The sequence below is a fragment of the Pseudomonas sp. S2_H10 genome (assembly GCF_054668285.1).
The window spans coordinates 2,750,812-2,766,733 of record NZ_CP162754.1 but is presented as its reverse complement, the minus strand read 5'-3'; the positions used below and the strand labels follow the sequence as shown (position 1 = coordinate 2,766,733).

At 60.1% G+C, this 15,922-nt stretch carries 15 protein-coding genes and 4 tRNA genes; 12 read left to right on the top strand and 7 right to left on the bottom strand.

Features of this window, described 5'->3' with window-relative positions:
- Positions 1-10: 10 nt before the first annotated feature.
- Together AB4O16_RS12255 and AB4O16_RS12250 are read right to left on the bottom strand one after the other, a co-directional pair.
- Positions 11-244 carry a PP0621 family protein gene (locus AB4O16_RS12255; protein WP_160385651.1) on the bottom strand — a complete coding sequence of 78 codons (234 nt, stop codon included), beginning with the start codon at positions 242-244 and terminating at the stop codon, positions 11-13.
- A 187-nt stretch (positions 245-431) separates the two neighbouring features.
- A complete protein-coding gene (locus tag AB4O16_RS12250) occupies positions 432-1,454 on the bottom strand; it encodes an outer membrane protein assembly factor BamD (RefSeq protein ID WP_460157807.1) in 1,023 nt (340 codons plus the stop codon).
- A 151-nt stretch (positions 1,455-1,605) separates the two neighbouring features.
- Between AB4O16_RS12250 and rluD the strand changes: the two genes are divergently transcribed.
- The 7 genes from rluD (at position 1,606) to AB4O16_RS12215 (ending at position 6,859) form a co-directional block, all read left to right on the top strand.
- Positions 1,606-2,568, top strand: coding sequence for a 23S rRNA pseudouridine(1911/1915/1917) synthase RluD (gene rluD / locus AB4O16_RS12245; protein ID WP_008052092.1), 963 nt, complete (start codon positions 1,606-1,608; stop codon positions 2,566-2,568).
- Positions 2,565-3,284, top strand: coding sequence for a peptidoglycan editing factor PgeF (pgeF, locus tag AB4O16_RS12240; RefSeq protein ID WP_460157806.1), 720 nt, complete (start codon positions 2,565-2,567; stop codon positions 3,282-3,284). The genes rluD and pgeF overlap by 4 nt, the downstream gene beginning before the upstream one ends.
- 295 nt (positions 3,285-3,579) lie before the next feature.
- The gene (gene clpB, locus AB4O16_RS12235) at positions 3,580-6,144 is read left to right on the top strand and encodes an ATP-dependent chaperone ClpB (RefSeq protein WP_160385649.1); all 2,565 of its coding nucleotides are present in this window, start codon (positions 3,580-3,582) and stop codon (positions 6,142-6,144) included.
- A gap of 300 nt (positions 6,145-6,444) precedes the next feature.
- Positions 6,445-6,520: transfer RNA gene (locus AB4O16_RS12230), tRNA-Asn, on the top strand.
- Positions 6,521-6,529: 9 nt separating this feature from the next.
- Positions 6,530-6,606: transfer RNA gene (locus AB4O16_RS12225), tRNA-Pro, on the top strand.
- A 5-nt stretch (positions 6,607-6,611) separates the two neighbouring features.
- Positions 6,612-6,687: transfer RNA gene (locus tag AB4O16_RS12220), tRNA-Lys, on the top strand.
- Between the two features lie 95 nt (positions 6,688-6,782).
- Positions 6,783-6,859: transfer RNA gene (locus AB4O16_RS12215), tRNA-Pro, on the top strand.
- Between the two features lie 184 nt (positions 6,860-7,043).
- Here the strand turns inward: AB4O16_RS12215 and AB4O16_RS12210 are convergent.
- Genes AB4O16_RS12210 through AB4O16_RS12195 form a run of 4 tightly spaced genes read right to left on the bottom strand, consistent with a single transcriptional unit; the run spans position 7,044 to position 9,780 of the window.
- Positions 7,044-8,342, bottom strand: a complete 1,299-nt coding sequence (locus tag AB4O16_RS12210) for an NAD(P)/FAD-dependent oxidoreductase (protein WP_160385648.1) — start codon at positions 8,340-8,342, stop codon at positions 7,044-7,046.
- Between the two features lie 60 nt (positions 8,343-8,402).
- The gene (locus AB4O16_RS12205) at positions 8,403-8,576 is read right to left on the bottom strand and encodes a DUF3094 domain-containing protein (protein WP_085718464.1); all 174 of its coding nucleotides are present in this window, start codon (positions 8,574-8,576) and stop codon (positions 8,403-8,405) included.
- A gap of 53 nt (positions 8,577-8,629) precedes the next feature.
- Positions 8,630-9,157, bottom strand: coding sequence for an MOSC domain-containing protein (locus AB4O16_RS12200; protein ID WP_460157805.1), 528 nt, complete (start codon positions 9,155-9,157; stop codon positions 8,630-8,632).
- On the bottom strand, positions 9,154-9,780 hold the full coding sequence (locus AB4O16_RS12195) for a DUF1780 domain-containing protein (RefSeq protein WP_007970534.1): 627 nt from the start codon (positions 9,778-9,780) through the stop codon (positions 9,154-9,156). The genes AB4O16_RS12200 and AB4O16_RS12195 overlap by 4 nt, the downstream gene beginning before the upstream one ends.
- Positions 9,781-9,988: 208 nt before the next feature.
- On the opposite strand from AB4O16_RS12195, the gene AB4O16_RS12190 reads away from it, so the two are divergent.
- The 3 genes from AB4O16_RS12190 to AB4O16_RS12180 are packed head-to-tail and all read left to right on the top strand — an operon-like array spanning position 9,989 to position 13,841.
- Positions 9,989-11,332 (top strand): aromatic acid/H+ symport family MFS transporter, encoded by a 1,344-nt coding sequence (locus tag AB4O16_RS12190; RefSeq protein ID WP_460157804.1) that lies wholly within the window; start codon positions 9,989-9,991, stop codon positions 11,330-11,332.
- 3 nt (positions 11,333-11,335) lie between these two features.
- The gene (locus AB4O16_RS12185) at positions 11,336-12,556 is read left to right on the top strand and encodes a benzoate/H(+) symporter BenE family transporter (RefSeq protein WP_460157803.1); all 1,221 of its coding nucleotides are present in this window, start codon (positions 11,336-11,338) and stop codon (positions 12,554-12,556) included.
- Positions 12,557-12,572: 16 nt separating this feature from the next.
- Positions 12,573-13,841 (top strand): OprD family porin, encoded by a 1,269-nt coding sequence (locus tag AB4O16_RS12180; protein ID WP_160385645.1) that lies wholly within the window; start codon positions 12,573-12,575, stop codon positions 13,839-13,841.
- Positions 13,842-13,850: 9 nt separating this feature from the next.
- On the opposite strand, the gene AB4O16_RS12175 is transcribed toward AB4O16_RS12180, so the two are convergent.
- Positions 13,851-14,093, bottom strand: a complete 243-nt coding sequence (locus tag AB4O16_RS12175) for a DUF2790 domain-containing protein (RefSeq protein WP_008052099.1) — start codon at positions 14,091-14,093, stop codon at positions 13,851-13,853.
- A gap of 121 nt (positions 14,094-14,214) precedes the next feature.
- On the opposite strand from AB4O16_RS12175, the gene AB4O16_RS12170 reads away from it, so the two are divergent.
- Both AB4O16_RS12170 and AB4O16_RS12165 read left to right on the top strand, forming a co-directional pair.
- Entirely contained in the window at positions 14,215-15,180 is a 966-nt protein-coding gene (locus tag AB4O16_RS12170; protein ID WP_460157802.1) for a LysR family transcriptional regulator, read from the top strand.
- 37 nt (positions 15,181-15,217) lie between these two features.
- Positions 15,218-15,907 (top strand): energy-coupling factor ABC transporter permease, encoded by a 690-nt coding sequence (locus tag AB4O16_RS12165; RefSeq protein WP_150716695.1) that lies wholly within the window; start codon positions 15,218-15,220, stop codon positions 15,905-15,907.
- Positions 15,908-15,922 lie beyond the last annotated feature (15 nt).

Genomic DNA, 15,922 nt, shown 5'->3' with positions numbered 1-15,922 from the left:
TGGTGGTGTGTCAGCGGTCGCTGGAGCCTTTGTCTTGCTCGAGATGAGCCTGGCTGCAATACCATCGCTGGTCGAGGCTCAGCGCGCGGTCACGGGGCAGGTGAACGCCGCAATGGGCGCAACGGACCATGGGCGCCGCATCCCGTTCGGCAGGGGACCTGGGGGTGGAAGTCTGTCCCTTGAATTTGCGCCAGAACCATACCGCAGCGGCAATCAGGACAATCCAGAACAATAAACGAAGCATGGTGAGCTGCTTTTCGACTAGTGATCAGCTAGTTTAGCCAAGGACATGGCCAGCGCACAGCCTAATAGCTTATGTATGAGCGAGCTTGCTCGCGATGGTCTCAAGGACGACGCGTTTATTCAGACAAAGCGCGTTAACGTTGACGTCCATCGCGAGCAAGTTTCCCTTTTTTGCACAACCCGATGTGTCAGTCGAACACGCCTAAGGTCATGTAGCTGAACCAAGAACGGTCGCTGTTGTTGCCTTCCGCTTCGTGATTCTCTTCTTCGATCACGTCACCGTTGCCGTCTTTAGGCTTCAGCTCGCTCGGGATCGCGTCCTTGGCGTCCTGGAACTGCTTTTGTACGTCCTGGTTGGCACGGGTTTCGCCCGGTGGCAGCGGCGGACGGGACTCGATCAGGCCCAGGGTCGCCTTGCTCAGCCACGAACGGTTGTCGGCTTCGGCCACGGTCGGTACGAACTGGCCGTCGACCAGCGTCGGGTGGTTCGGGTAGTTGAGCTTCAGGGTTTCCAGGCTGGTGGCAGCCAGCTCGTCCAGGTGCAGGCGCTGGTAGGCCTCGGTCATCACCGCCAGGCCGTCGCCGACCGAAGGGGTTTCCTGGAAGTTTTCCACCACGTAGCGACCGCGGTTCGCCGCGGCGACATAGGCCTGACGGGTCAGGTAGTAGTCGGCCACGTGAATTTCGTAGGCCGCCAGCAGGTTGCGCAGATAAATCATGCGCTGCTTGGCGTCCGGCGCGTAGCGGCTGTTCGGGAAGCGGCTGGTCAGCTGGGCGAACTCGTTATAGGAGTCGCGGGCGGCGCCCGGGTCACGCTTGGTCATGTCCAGCGGCAGGAAACGCGCCAGCAGGCCGACGTCCTGGTCGAAAGAAGTCAGGCCCTTGAGGTAGTAGGCGTAATCGACGTTCGGATGCTGTGGGTGCAGGCGAATGAAGCGCTCCGCAGCGGACTTGGCCGCTTCTGGCTCGGTGTTCTTGTAGTTGGCGTAGATCAGCTCGAGTTGCGCTTGATCAGCGTAGCGACCGAACGGATAACGCGACTCCAGAGCCTTCAGCTTGGCGATGGCGCTGGTGTAGCTACTGTTGTCCAGGTCCTTTTGAGCCTCTTGGTAGAGCTCGACTTCGCTAAGGTTTTCGTCTACGACTTCCTTCGATGAGCAAGCAGCGGTCAATGCGAGGATGGCGATCAGCAGCAGGTGTTTCACTTGCATGGCGGCTTGCGTCCCTATGACGGCCGCTGTCTTGGGCGTGGCCGTCCTGTTATGATGAGCGCCCCGTTGAATAGCCTCGGGGCAAAAGACGCCGTATTTAACCACAAGCGCGCAGCCGAAACCAAAGGCTGTGCCGACGCCTAGTCTGAGCATGTCCGATAAAATTGAACTTCGCGCAGAGGTGCCGTCCGAATTGGGCGGCCAACGCCTCGATCAAGTCGCCGCACAATTATTCGCTGAGCACTCGCGCTCGCGCCTTTCCGCCTGGATCAAAGACGGCCGCCTGACTGTGGATGGGGCGGTTATCCGCCCGCGAGACATCGTCCATGGCGGCGCCATCCTTGAGTTGACTGCCGAGCAGGAAGCTCAGGGTGAATGGGTCGCTCAAGACATTGCCCTGGACATCGTCTACGAAGACGACGACATCCTGGTGATCAACAAGCCTGCGGGCCTGGTGGTGCACCCGGCTGCCGGTCATGCCGACGGCACCTTGCTCAACGCCTTGCTGCACCACGTGCCGGACATCATCAATGTGCCCCGCGCCGGTATCGTGCATCGCCTGGACAAGGACACCACCGGTCTGATGGTGGTGGCCAAGACCATTCAAGCGCAGACGCAGCTGGTTACACAGTTGCAGAGCCGCAGCGTCAGCCGGATCTACGAGTGCATCGTGATCGGTGTGGTGACAGCCGGTGGCAAGATCAACGCGCCGATCGGTCGCCACGGCCAGCAGCGCCAGCGCATGGCCGTGATGGAAGGTGGCAAGCAAGCCGTCAGCCATTACCGCGTGCTCGAGCGCTTCCGCTCCCACACTCACGTGCGGGTGAAGCTGGAAACCGGCCGTACGCACCAGATTCGCGTGCACATGGCGCACATCAACTACCCGTTGGTCGGAGATCCTGCCTACGGCGGTCGTTTCCGTATTCCGCCGGCCGCCAACCCGACCATGGTCGAGTCGCTGAAGAACTTCCCGCGTCAGGCGCTGCATGCGCGTTTCCTGGAGCTGGATCATCCGACGACCGGTCAGCGCATGAGCTGGGAATCGCCGTTGCCGGAAGACTTCGTCTGGCTGCTGACCCTGCTCAAGCAAGACCGTGAGGCGTTCATTGGATGAGTGACTGGCTGATTCCTGACTGGCCCGCGCCGGACGGGGTCAAAGCCTGCGTCACCACCCGTGCGGGCGGCGTCAGTCTGGCGCCGTTCGACAGCCTCAACCTCGGCGATCACGTCGACGACAGCGCTGAAGCGGTCGCCGAAAATCGCCGTCGCCTTACCGATCACTTTTCCATTCAGCCAGCCTGGCTGCAGCAGGTCCACGGCATTGTCGTGGCCCATGCCGATCCAGGCCGGGTGGATACAGCTGATGCCAGCTGGACATCAACGCCGGGCATCGCCTGCGCGGCGATGACTGCCGATTGCCTGCCTGCGCTGTTTTGCGACCGTGCCGGCACTCGTGTCGCGGCGGCCCATGCCGGTTGGCGCGGGCTGGCGGCGGGTGTGCTGGAAGCCACCCTCGACAGTCTGGCGGTGCCACCTGCCGAGGTACTGGTCTGGCTCGGCCCGGCCATCGGCCCGCAAGCCTTTGAAGTCGGCCCGGAAGTGCGCGAAACCTTCGTGCAGCAGTTGCCGCAAGCGGCCGAGGCCTTTGTACCGAGTCAAAACCCCGGCAAGTTCATGGCCGACATCTATAAGCTGGCGCGTCTGCGTCTGGCGGCTCGCGGAGTCACCGCTGTCTACGGTGGCGGTTTCTGCACCGTGACCGATCCTCGTTTCTTTTCCTATCGCCGTGCGTCCCGCACCGGTCGATTCGCCTCCCTGATCTGGCTGTAGTGCCCTGTCTCACGAATACTGTTCCACTTTGACGGCGTCTGTTGCCGTCATGCTGCGTTGCCGCTCCTCGCCATAGCGGGCTATGACTCGTCGCGGCGCCTTGCCTGACGACAACAGCCACTCGCCAAAGAGGAACGTATTCGTAAGACAGGGCACGACCGCTAAGCTTCCCTGACCTGCATCAACATCAAGACGCTTGAAACTCCCAGAATCGACCGCATCTATAACGGTATCTGGCAGGTTTCTTCATTCAGGATGTTTTATAGGTCCGGCCTGCTCAAAAGGAAGGTGACCCATGCGTATAGACCGTTTAACCAGCAAATTGCAGTTAGCGTTGTCCGATGCCCAATCCCTGGCTGTCGGCCACGATCATCCGGCCATCGAGCCAGCGCACTTGATGCAAGCCTTGCTCGAACAGCAGGGCGGTTCGATCAAGCCCCTGCTGATGCAGGTAGGCTTCGACGTCAACAGCCTGCGTAAAGAGCTGACCAAAGAGCTCGACCAGCTGCCGAAAATCCAGAACCCCACCGGCGACGTGAACATGTCGCAGGATCTGGCGCGCCTGCTCAATCAGGCCGACCGCCTGGCCCAGCAGAAGGGCGATCAGTTCATTTCCAGTGAGCTGGTGTTGCTCGCCGCCATGGACGAGAACAGCAAGCTCGGCAAGCTGTTGCTCGGCCAGGGCGTGAGCAAGAAAGCCCTGGAAAACGCAATCAACAACCTGCGTGGTGGCGAGGCCGTCAACGACCCGAACCACGAGGAAGCCCGGCAAGCGCTGGATAAATACACCGTCGACCTGACCAAGCGCGCCGAAGACGGCAAGCTCGATCCGGTGATCGGCCGTGACGACGAAATTCGCCGCACGATTCAGGTGCTGCAGCGTCGCACCAAGAACAACCCGGTGCTGATCGGTGAGCCTGGCGTGGGTAAAACCGCCATCGCCGAAGGCCTGGCCCAGCGCATCATCAATGGCGAAGTGCCGGACGGCCTCAAGGGCAAGCGCCTGTTGTCCCTGGACATGGGGGCGCTGATCGCCGGTGCCAAGTACCGCGGTGAGTTCGAAGAGCGCCTGAAATCCCTGCTCAATGAGCTGTCGAAGCAGGAAGGGCAGATCATTCTGTTCATCGACGAACTGCACACCATGGTTGGCGCCGGTAAAGGCGAAGGCTCGATGGATGCCGGCAACATGCTCAAGCCGGCCCTGGCCCGTGGTGAGTTGCATTGCGTCGGTGCGACCACGCTCAACGAGTATCGCCAATATATAGAGAAGGACGCTGCTCTCGAGCGTCGCTTCCAGAAAGTACTGGTGGATGAACCGAGCGAAGAAGACACCATCGCCATCCTGCGTGGCCTGAAAGAGCGCTACGAGGTTCACCACAAGGTGGCGATCACCGACGGTGCGATCATTGCCGCAGCCAAGCTCAGCCATCGCTACATTACCGACCGTCAGTTGCCGGACAAGGCCATCGACTTGATCGACGAGGCCGCCAGCCGCATCCGCATGGAGATCGACTCCAAGCCGGAAGTGCTCGACCGTCTGGAGCGTCGCCTGATTCAGCTGAAGGTGGAATCCCAGGCGCTGAAGAAAGAAAGCGACGACGCGGCGAAAAAGCGTCTGGAAAAATTGCAGGAAGAAATCGCTCGTCATGAGCGTGAGTACTCCGATCTCGAAGAAATCTGGAACTCGGAAAAAGCCGAAGTCCAGGGTTCTGCGCAGATTCAGCAGAAAATCGAACAGTCTCGTCAGGAGCTGGAAGCAGCCCGCCGTAAAGGCGACCTGAACCGCATGGCCGAATTGCAGTACGGGGTCATCCCGGACCTGGAGCGAAGCCTGCAAATGGTCGACCAGCATGGCAAAAGCGAGAACCAGTTGCTGCGCAGCAAGGTGACTGAAGAAGAGATCGCCGAAGTCGTGTCGAAGTGGACCGGTATTCCCGTGTCGAAGATGCTCGAAGGCGAGCGTGAAAAACTGATGAAGATGGAAAGCCTGTTGCACCAGCGTGTGATTGGCCAGGATGAAGCGGTGGTCGCGGTTTCCAACGCGGTACGACGTTCCCGTGCCGGGTTGTCCGACCCTAACCGGCCGAGTGGTTCGTTCATGTTCCTCGGCCCGACCGGTGTCGGTAAAACCGAGCTGTGCAAGGCGTTGGCCGAATTCCTCTTTGATACCGAAGAGGCGATGGTGCGGATCGACATGTCCGAGTTCATGGAGAAACATTCCGTGGCTCGATTGATCGGTGCGCCACCAGGCTACGTGGGCTATGAAGAGGGCGGTTACCTGACCGAGGCCGTGCGTCGCAAGCCGTACTCGGTGATCCTGATGGACGAAGTCGAGAAGGCACACCCGGATGTGTTCAACATCTTGCTGCAAGTGCTCGAGGACGGCCGACTGACCGACAGCCATGGCCGCACGGTGGACTTCAAGAACACCGTGATTGTCATGACCTCCAACCTGGGGTCGGTGCAGATCCAGGAGTTGGTCGGTGACCGTGAGGCGCAGCGTGCAGCGGTGATGGATGCGATTTCCAGTCACTTCCGGCCGGAGTTCATCAACCGGGTCGACGAAGTGGTGATCTTCGAGCCGTTGGCGCGGGATCAGATTGCCGGTATTACCGAGATCCAGCTGGGTCGTCTGCGCAGCCGCCTGACCGAGCGGGAGCTGAAGCTTGATCTCAGCCCTGAAGCGATGGACAAGCTGATCGCGGTCGGTTACGACCCGGTATACGGCGCACGGCCGCTCAAACGAGCGATCCAGCGCTGGATCGAGAACCCGCTGGCGCAGTTGATCCTGTCCGGACGCTTCATGCCGGGCGATACGGCCCATGGCGTGGTGGAGAACGACGAAATCGTCTTCGTCTGATCCATAACGGCGGCAAAATCGAAAAGGCCTCGCATCGCGAGGCCTTTTTTTCGTTAGGCTGTTGAACTCAAAGGAAAAGGCTTGTAAAGTGCGCCCCGCAGTCAGTCACCCACCAGGGTTTCCGCTTCCCAGGCAGGAATCCAAAATAAGTTGCAAATCATTAACTTGAAAGCAATTTAGGGGGTTGACAGAGGTGCTGAAGATTGTAGAATAGCGCGCCTCAGACACACGAACGCAGCGATGCGAACGGGTCGAAGAGAACGCAGTAAAGCTTCAAAGTTGTAAATTGAAATGTGTAGTTCCGTGATAGCTCAGTCGGTAGAGCAAATGACTGTTAATCATTGGGTCCCAGGTTCGAGTCCTGGTCACGGAGCCAATTTCAAACCGGGGTATAGCGCAGTCCGGTAGCGCGCCTGCTTTGGGAGCAGGATGTCAGGAGTTCGAATCCCCTTACCCCGACCATTTTTGGGTCGTTAGCTCAGTTGGTAGAGCAGTTGGCTTTTAACCAATTGGTCGTAGGTTCGAATCCCACACGACCCACCATTTTTGAAACCAGTTAGCGCTGGAATCGAATCTTAAGATCAGAGGCCAAAAGCGCTGATCGAAGAAGGCGCCTTTCAAAGGTGCCTTTTTTTTACCGGGGTATAGCGCAGTCCGGTAGCGCGCCTGCTTTGGGAGCAGGATGTCAGGAGTTCGAATCCCCTTACCCCGACCATATTAAAAATCCTCGTATCGAAAGATACGGGGATTTTTTTTGTCCGCGAAAAACGCGAAAACATGCATGAACGCCATTGAAACCTGTGGGAGCGTGGCTTGCCCGCGATGGCGTCGGGCCAGTCGACATCTTTGTTGACTGACATACCGCAATCGCTGGCAGGCCAGCTCCCACATGGTTTGCTTTAGTGCAGCTTGAGGCGTGGCTCGGTGCCACGGCCGATCTTGCTGCCCAGCATCAGCATCGCCGTGCGGAACGGCCCGTACAGCGCCATCTGGTGCATACGGTACAGCGACACATAGAACATCCGCGCCAGCCAGCCTTCGAGCATCACGCTGCCGGTGAGGTTGCCCATCAAGTTACCCACAGCCGAAAAACGCGACAGCGAGATCAGCGAGCCGTAATCGGTGTACTTGTACTCCGGCAGCGCCTTGCCTTCGATGCGCAGTTTCAGCGATTTGGCCAGCAACGATGCCTGTTGATGCGCAGCCTGGGCACGTGGCGGCACGTTGCGGTCGCTGCCCGGTTGCGGGCAGGCGGCGCAGTCACCGAAGGCGAAGATGTTCTCGTCACGGGTGGTTTGCAGGGTCGGCAGCACTTGCAGCTGATTGATGCGGTTGGTTTCCAGGCCATCGATGTCCTTGAGGAAACCCGGTGCGCGAATCCCCGCGGCCCAGACTTTCAGGCTGGCGTTGATCACTTTGCCGTCGGCGGTGATCAGGCTTTCGGCCGTCACTTCGCTGACCGCAGCATTGGTCATGACGTTGACCCCGAGTTTTTCCAGGGTTTTATGCACAGGCCCGCCAATCCGCTCCGGCAGCGCCGGCAGCACCCGTGGTCCGGCCTCGATCAGAGTGATGTGCATGTTTTCCGGTTTGATCCGGTCCAGGCCATAGGCTGCCAGTTCATGGGCGGCGTTGTGCAGCTCGGCGGCCAGTTCGACTCCGGTGGCACCGGCGCCGACGATGGCCACGCTGATTTGTTCGACGGCGTCGGACTGGCCCGCGTGCGCGCGCAAATAGTGATTGAGCAGTTGCTGGTGGAAGCGCTCGGCCTGTTTGCGGGTGTCGAGAAACAGGCAGTGCTGCGCCGCGCCCTGGGTGCCGAAATCGTTGGTGGTACTGCCGACGGAGATCACCAGCGAGTCGTAAGGCACTTCGCGGGCCGGCACCAGTTCCAGACCGGCTTCATCATAGGTGGCGGCCAGCTGGATTTTTTTCTTCGCGCGATCGAGCCCGCTCATGCGCCCCAGCTGGAACTCGAAGTGGTTCCATTTGGCTTGGGCGACATAGTTGAGTTCATCTTCGGAAGAGTTCAGGGAACCGGCCGCCACTTCGTGCAGCAACGGTTTCCAGATGTGGGTCAGGTTGGCGTCGACCAGCATCACGCTGGCGGTGCCGCGCTTGCCCAGGGTCTTACCCAGACGGGTAGCCAACTCCAGACCGCCGGCGCCGCCGCCGACAATGACAATACGATGGGACATGGGGATAACTCGCAAGGCTAAAGGAAATCGGTACGGTTACCCAAGCGAGCGCAAGGCAGCTCATAGCGTCAGGTAACTGATAAGTCGGCTCAACAGGCCAAGACCAATGGTCACTGCCAATACCAGAACAAGGAGCATCCACGGCCGGAAAGGTCGGCGCTCAACCTGGTGCTGGGACAAATGCAGGTACTCTTCGACATGCTTCTGGTCGTCGGGGTTCAGGCGGCTGGTCATATTGGGCCTCGTCAGGGGTAGACGTTGCTTGATGTGTAGAAGCTACAGTGTTTTTACCCGGGGTTGAACGCAGCATAGCCGCTGTCCGGTATGGGTTCGACGCTGACGATATCGTCCAGGCGAATGATTCCACTTTGTAACACCCGGGCGGTGATTCCGCCATGGCCGCGCACGGCCTGAAAGGTCCCGGGGCCGAGGTTGGTTTCCAGGCGTGCACAAGGCTGGCACCAGCCGGTGGTTTCGAACGTTGCCTGACCAATGCGGAAGCGGCGGCCCTTGAGACTGAACAGATTGATGCCACTGATAACGAGATTGCGCCGCAGATCTTCAGGCCGGACCGGCTGATCGTCTCCACGCCCCATGAGCGAGCTGATGACGGCCAGGTGCTCCCATTGAATCAGCGTCACCTGTCGCGCGTTGCGCACGCCGGGGCGGGCGTGGTCGCCGGTCAGGCCGGCCTCCAGGCGCGCTTCCACGGCATCGAGTTCAAGCATCTGCGAGCGTGATTGCGGGCGCACACCGATCCAGCGTACGCGACCTTGTTGCGGCACCTCGGCGATCAGCTCCTGCAACGGGCTCACAAGCTGATCCCGACATCAAAAACAATGCTGCGCCCCAGGTTGCTGCGCAGGAAGTCCGGTGCATCCGGGTGGGCGAACAGCACGCGGGCAAAGGTCGGCCCGACCAATGACAGCGAACGCCAGCCCTGGCGCAGGTATTCGGTCGGCGGCGGGAAATGGCTGTTGAGGTCCAGCACTTCGCGTTTGAGGCTGGCGAAGGCAATGATGTCCAGTTCACCCAGATCCATGCCGCGCTCTTTGTAGTTGTGCGCTTTTTTGCGCAAGGTCGGCGCCAATCGCAGCAAGAATTCGTTGGCCGGGATACGTCGTGGCTTGGCTTCGCGGCGCACCAGTTGGCTCAGGGAAAACGCGCTGCGGCGGCGTTGCAGCTCGTCACGCCATTCATCGTTGAGGCGCCGGCCCTCGTCGAGCACGAAAAACACCTCGAAGCTGGCGTCACGAAACAGCACATCCGGCGGCTCCCCGGCGGGGGCGAACTCATCTGCACGGTAGGGGATGTTCAAGCCTTGCAGCAGGCGCTGGCACACCCAACGCTCCCGCTCCCATTTGCGGGCATTGGACAGGAAGGCGTTGGCTTGCTCGGCCGCAATGGTCAGCAGGCGTAAATAATCTGAGTCATCCATAGGCCCAAGCTTAGCGTTCAAATGTGATCGCAAAGAAGACAATTTTGTCGCAGAGGCTCAAAGCCTCCTGTTCCAGGGCCCTGCACAAAACGGATAGTGATCTGCGCTGACTGGCTATTGCCACGCATCGGGCGGCTCTACCCTCGGCTGTACGGACGTAAGCCGTGTTACCGCCGCTCTAATAAAACAACAACAAGAGATAGATGCCATGCGCAAGATCGACGTACATGAGGTCATCGACAACGCTCGTTTCAACCGCTTTCACTGGATGGTGCTGTTCTGGTGCGCCTTGATCATTATCTTCGACGGTTACGATCTGGTGATCTACGGCGTGGTCTTGCCGATGCTGATGAAAGAGTGGGGGCTCAGTCCGCTGCAAGCGGGTGCACTGGGCAGTTATGCACTGTTCGGCATGATGTTCGGCGCGCTGTTCTTCGGTCCGCTGTCGGACAGGATCGGCCGCAAGAAGGCCATCACGATCTGCGTGATGCTGTTCAGTAGCTTCACCGTGCTCAACGGTTTCGCCCGCAACCCCACGGAGTTCGGACTGTGTCGTTTCATTGCCGGGCTCGGCATTGGCGGCGTGATGCCTAACGTCGTGGCGTTGATGAACGAGTACGCACCGAAAAAAATCCGCAGCACACTGGTCGCGATCATGTTCAGTGGTTACTCGGTGGGCGGCATGCTGTCCGCCGGACTGGGCATTGTGCTGATCCCGAGTTTTGGCTGGCAGTCGGTGTTTTACGTGGCGGTCCTGCCGTTGCTGTTGTTGCCGCTGATCATGTATTTCCTGCCCGAATCGGTGGGTTTCATGTTGCGTCAGGGGCGTAACGAAGAGGCGCGCAACATTCTTCAGCGCATCGATCCGGTCTACATCGCGCAAACCTCTGATCAATTGCACATGGCCGAAGTGAAAGGCACGGGCACCCCGGTGCTGCAGTTGTTCCGTGAAGGCCGCGCGCTGCGCACACTGATGTTGTGGCTGGCGTTTTTCTGCTGCCTGTTGATGGTGTACGCGCTGAGCTCCTGGCTGCCGAAACTGATGGCCAACGCCGGTTACAGCCTGGGTTCGAGCCTGTCGTTCCTGCTGGTGTTGAACTTCGGGGCGATCTTCGGCGCGGTCGGCGGCGGGGTGCTGGGCGACAAACTCAATCTGCCGCGGGTGCTGTCGGTGTTTTTCGCCATGGCGGCGGTGTCGATCACCCTGTTGGGCTTCAACAGCCCGATGCCGGTGTTGTACCTGCTGATCGCCATTGCGGGTGCCACCACCATCGGCTCGCAGATTCTCTTGTACGCCTGCGCCGCGCAGTTTTATTCCATGACCATTCGCTCTACCGGCCTGGGCTGGGCGTCGGGCATCGGGCGCAACGGGGCCATCGTCGGTCCGATGCTCGGTGGTGCCTTGCTTGGGATCAGCTTGCCCCTGCAACTGAACTTCATGGCGTTTGCCTTGCCCGGCGCGGTGGCGGCCCTGGCCATGACCGTGTTCGCCATCAGCAGCCGGCGTAGCGCTGCTGGCGTCAACCCAGCGTTGTCAGCGACCGGTGCCTGAAGCATGAAAGTTTTTTTCCAGGACTTCTCGTTGTCAGCCGCCGTGGCTGGATTCATCGCCACGGTGATTTCCTACGCCGGCCCGTTGGTGATCATTTTTCAGGCGGCAGAAGCGGCACATCTTTCGCGGGAAGTGTTGTCGTCCTGGATCTGGGCGATCTCCATCGGCAGCGCCGTGCTCGGTATCGGTTTGAGCCTGCGCTACCGCGTTCCGGTGATCATCGCCTGGTCGGCGCCGGGCTCGGCGTTGCTGGTGACGCTGTTGCCGGACGTCTCCATGGCAGAGGCGGTGGGGGCTTATCTGGTCAGCAGCCTGATCATTTTCGTGGTCGGCATCTCGGGGGCTTTCGACCGGATCATCAGCAAACTGCCCGCAGCCATCGCGGCGGCGATGCTGGCGGGCATCCTGTTCAGTTTCGGCACCGGGTTGTTCGTGTCGATGCAACGCAAGCCGTTGCTGGTGCTGGCGATGTTTGCCACGTACCTGGTCTGCAAGCGTGTAATGCCGCGTTATGCAGTGATGATGGTGCTGTTGGTGGGCTGTTCGATTGCCGCGTTCACCGGTGACTTGCATCGTGAAGCGCTGGTGATCGGCCTGGCCACGCCGGTGTGGATCACCCCCGAGTTCAGCCTGGGCGCGATCCTGAACATCGCCTTGCCGCTGGTGATGGTGGCGCTGACCGGTCAGTTCGTGCCCGGTATGGCGGTGCTGCGGGCCAGTGGATATCCAACGCCGGCGAGCCCGATCATCGCCAGCAGCGCGCTGGGCACGGCATTGCTGGCGCCGTTCGGGTGCCATGGACTGAATCTGGCGGCGATCACCGCGGCGATCTGCACCGGTCGCGAATCCCACGAAGATCCTGGCAAACGCTACGTAGCCGGGGTGGTCGGCGGTCTGTGCTACCTGCTGTTGGGGATCTTCGGCGCCACGCTGGTCTCGCTGTTTTCTGCGTTCCCCAAAGAGTTGATCGCGGCGCTGGCCGGCCTTGCCTTGTTCGCCGCCATTGCCGGCGCGTTAACGGGCGCGATGGCGGTGCCGAGTGATCGTGAAGCCGCGCTGGTGACCTTTCTGGTCACGGCTTCGGGCATGTCGTTGTTCGGTTTGTCCGCGGCATTCTGGGGGCTGATTTTCGGCATGGTCACCCATGTGCTGTTGAGCGCCCGTCGTCCCGTTCTCCCTCGCAAATCCACTGCAACTGAAGTCCTTCAACCAGTCGATCAATAACAATAAGAGAAAAACGATGAAACAGATTCTCCCAACAACCGGTTCGGTGTTGTCCCTGGCTGTCGTCTCGAGTTTATCCACAGGCACGATGGCCGCTGAAAAAGGCTTTGTCGAAGACACCACCGCGACGTTGCAGGCGCGCAATTACTACTTCAGCCGCGACTATTCCGACATCGTCGGCGCCAACCAGCAATCGAAGGCGGAAGAGTGGGCCCAGGGTTTCATCCTCAACGTGAAGTCCGGTTACACCCAGGGCACCGTCGGGTTTGGGGTGGACGTCATCGGCTTGCTCGGCCTCAAGCTCGACAGCGCCCCGGACCGGACCAATACCGGGTTGCTGCCGGTGCAGGACGACGGCCGCGCGGCGGACAACTACAGTCGTCTGGAAGGCGCGTTGAAGATGCGCTACTCCAGAACCGAGCTGAAAGTCGGCGAGCTGCAACCCAATCTGCCGGTGTTGGCCTTCAGCGATATTCGCCTGTTGCCACCGAGCTATCAGGGCGCAAGCATCACCTCCAACGAGATCAATGGCCTGACGCTGCAGGGGGGGCACTTGAGTTCAACCAGTCTGCGCAACGAGGCTGGCGACGAAAAGATGCAAGCGATGCTGGGGCACGTGCCGCAGCGTCAGGTCAGCAGTGACGGTTTCAATTTTGCCGGCGCTGATTATGTCTTCAACGACAAGCGCAGCTCGGTCAGCGCCTGGTACGGGCAACTGGAAGATATCTACAACCAGCGTTTTCTGGGTTTGAAGCACAGTGAACCGGTGGGCGACTGGATCCTCGGTGCCAACCTCGGTTACTACGATTCGCGCGAGGACGGCAAGAAACTGCTGGGCAACATCGACAACCAGGCGTTCTTCTCGTTGCTGTCGGCCAAGCGTGGCGGCCATACGTTTTACGTCGGTTATCAGGGCATGTTCGGTGACAGTGCGTTCCCACGGGTGTTTGCCAACATATCGCCGCTGGGCAACGAAGTGCCGACCTATGAGTTCGCTTTCACCGATGAACGTTCCTGGCAGGCGCGCTACGACTACGACTTCGCAGCGCTCGGCGTACCGGGGCTGACCAGCACCGTGCGCTACATCAGCGGCAACAATGTCGATACCGGCAAGGGCTACGAAGGCAAGGATCGCGAGCGTGACCTGGACATCGGCTATGTGCTGCAGAGCGGCAGCCTCAAAGGCCTTGGCATCCGTGTGCGCAACGCGATGGCGCGTTCAAACTACCGCAGTGATATCGACGAGAACCGCTTGATCCTCAGCTACACGTGGACCTTGCTGTGAGCCCTTTGATCACAGGTTGCTGGTGCAGTCACCGATGACGTTATAGGTCACGCGGTGGGTCTGGCCCTGATGATCGACATACTCCATGGTGGCCGGTACGACTCCACACGCGGTCGCCGTGTCCGATACCGAAACCACCTTGGCGATGTCCAGTGGCTGCGCCGGGTTGTACAGGACCGCGAGGGGCTCGTTGTCGGCGGCCATGGCCGAGGTGGCGATGACGGTCAGCAACAGACTGATCAACGTTTTCATGTTGGCGTGTTCCGTGTCGGTTTCGATGTCTGAATTTTAGTCTTTGCCACCGGCGGATAAAGGGGCGAACGGCGGATGCAGCCTTACATGAAACGTAACAATCACCGCTCGAAGGAGGCTTATGGATTTGCTTAACAACTTGCGCGTGTTCATCCGGGTGGTTGACTGCGCCAGTTTCACCGGGGCTGCCGATGCACTGGATCTGTCGACCGCGCAGGTCTCCCGATTGGTGGCGGATCTGGAGGAACATGTACAGGCGCGCCTGCTGCAGCGCACCACGCGGCGCTTGAGCCTGACCGACGCCGGCGAGCGGTTCTTGCTGCGCAGCCGGGAAATCGTCGAAGCCACGGAGGAGGCAACGGCCGAAGCTCGTGGCGCCCATATCAATCCTGCGGGTCGGCTGCGGGTGCACAGCATGACCGGCCTCGGTGTGCTGCTCACGCCATTGATCGCCCGCTACAGCGAGCTTTATCCCGATGTGGTGTTCGAGCTGACCTTGTCGCAGCGCAATCCCGACCTGTTGGAGGAGGGGCACGATGTGGTGATTTCGATCGCTCCCGAACTGGCCGATTCGCAAATGGTTGCGCAGGCCATCGGGCAGATCTACAGCGTGCCCTGTGCCTCCCCGGCTTACTTGCACCGCCGGGGTGTGCCGCAGCAGCCGCTGGCGCTGGGCGATCATCAATGCCTGCGCATGCTCGACCCGCTGTACAGCGATCAATGGCTGTTCCAGGACCAGCACGGCGAACACGCCGTCAGCCCGGCCAAGACCTTTCAGTGCAATGTGGCCGAGTCGATGGTCAAGGCTTCGGAGGCGGGCATGGGCATCAGCCTGCTGCCGTTCTATACCGCGACGCGACCCTTGAGGGACGGCACGCTGCTGCGCGTGTTACCGGCATGGCGCCTGCGCGAGCGCAATGTGTATGCGCTGTATCCTTCGCGACGCTTTCTCGATGCCAAGGTGCGCACCTGGGTGGACTTCCTCAAGTCAGAGCTACCGAAGCTGTTCGCCGAACATGACGCGGTGATGGACGATGCGCGGCATTGGGCTGAAGTCGAAGGGCAGACGAGCGGCGGTGTAGACTGAGTGCCTGTTGTTCTTCACCCGGGAGGCGCGCGCAGTCATGATCGGTGCAGAGTTGCTGTCATCGCAAACCCTTGCGGTCGGCTGGCTGATCTATGTGCCGGTGTTGATCTGGGCGATCTGTCGCGCGCCGTGGGTTGAGCTGTTCACCGACAGTCGACGCCAGCATTTGCTGTTCGGGACGGTGTTTGCGCTGTTTCTGTTGTGGCTGGTGCGGCGCGACTTTGATACCGGCGTGTCTTATCACTTTATCGGCATGACGGCGGTTACCCTGTTGCTGGATTGGCCGCTGGCGCTGGTTGGTGGCCTGGTGGCGCAATTGGGGCTGGTGCTGCTCGGCCGTCAGGACCTGGCGGCGGTCGGGGTCAATGGCGCGCTGTTGATAGCGCTGCCGGTGCTGGTCACCGAGTGCTGCGCGATTCTGGTGGAGCGTGCACAGCCACGAAATCCTTTTGTGTATATCTTCGTTTCCGGATTCTTTGCCGCCGCGCTGTCGGCGTTGCTGTGCCTGCTGCTGGCGCTGTGGTTGCTGTGGTTCGATGAGCGATTCGAGATGCCGTATTGGCTGGAGGATTTTGTCGGTTATCTGTGGCTGATCATTTTTCCCGAGGCGTTCATCAACGGCATGGTCGTCAGCGCGCTGGTGGTGTTCTGCCCGGAATGGCTGGAGACGTTCAACCGCACCCGCTACCTCTCGGCCCCCTGGAAGGACGACGATCCCAAGTCTTGAAATCGTCGGCCCGGA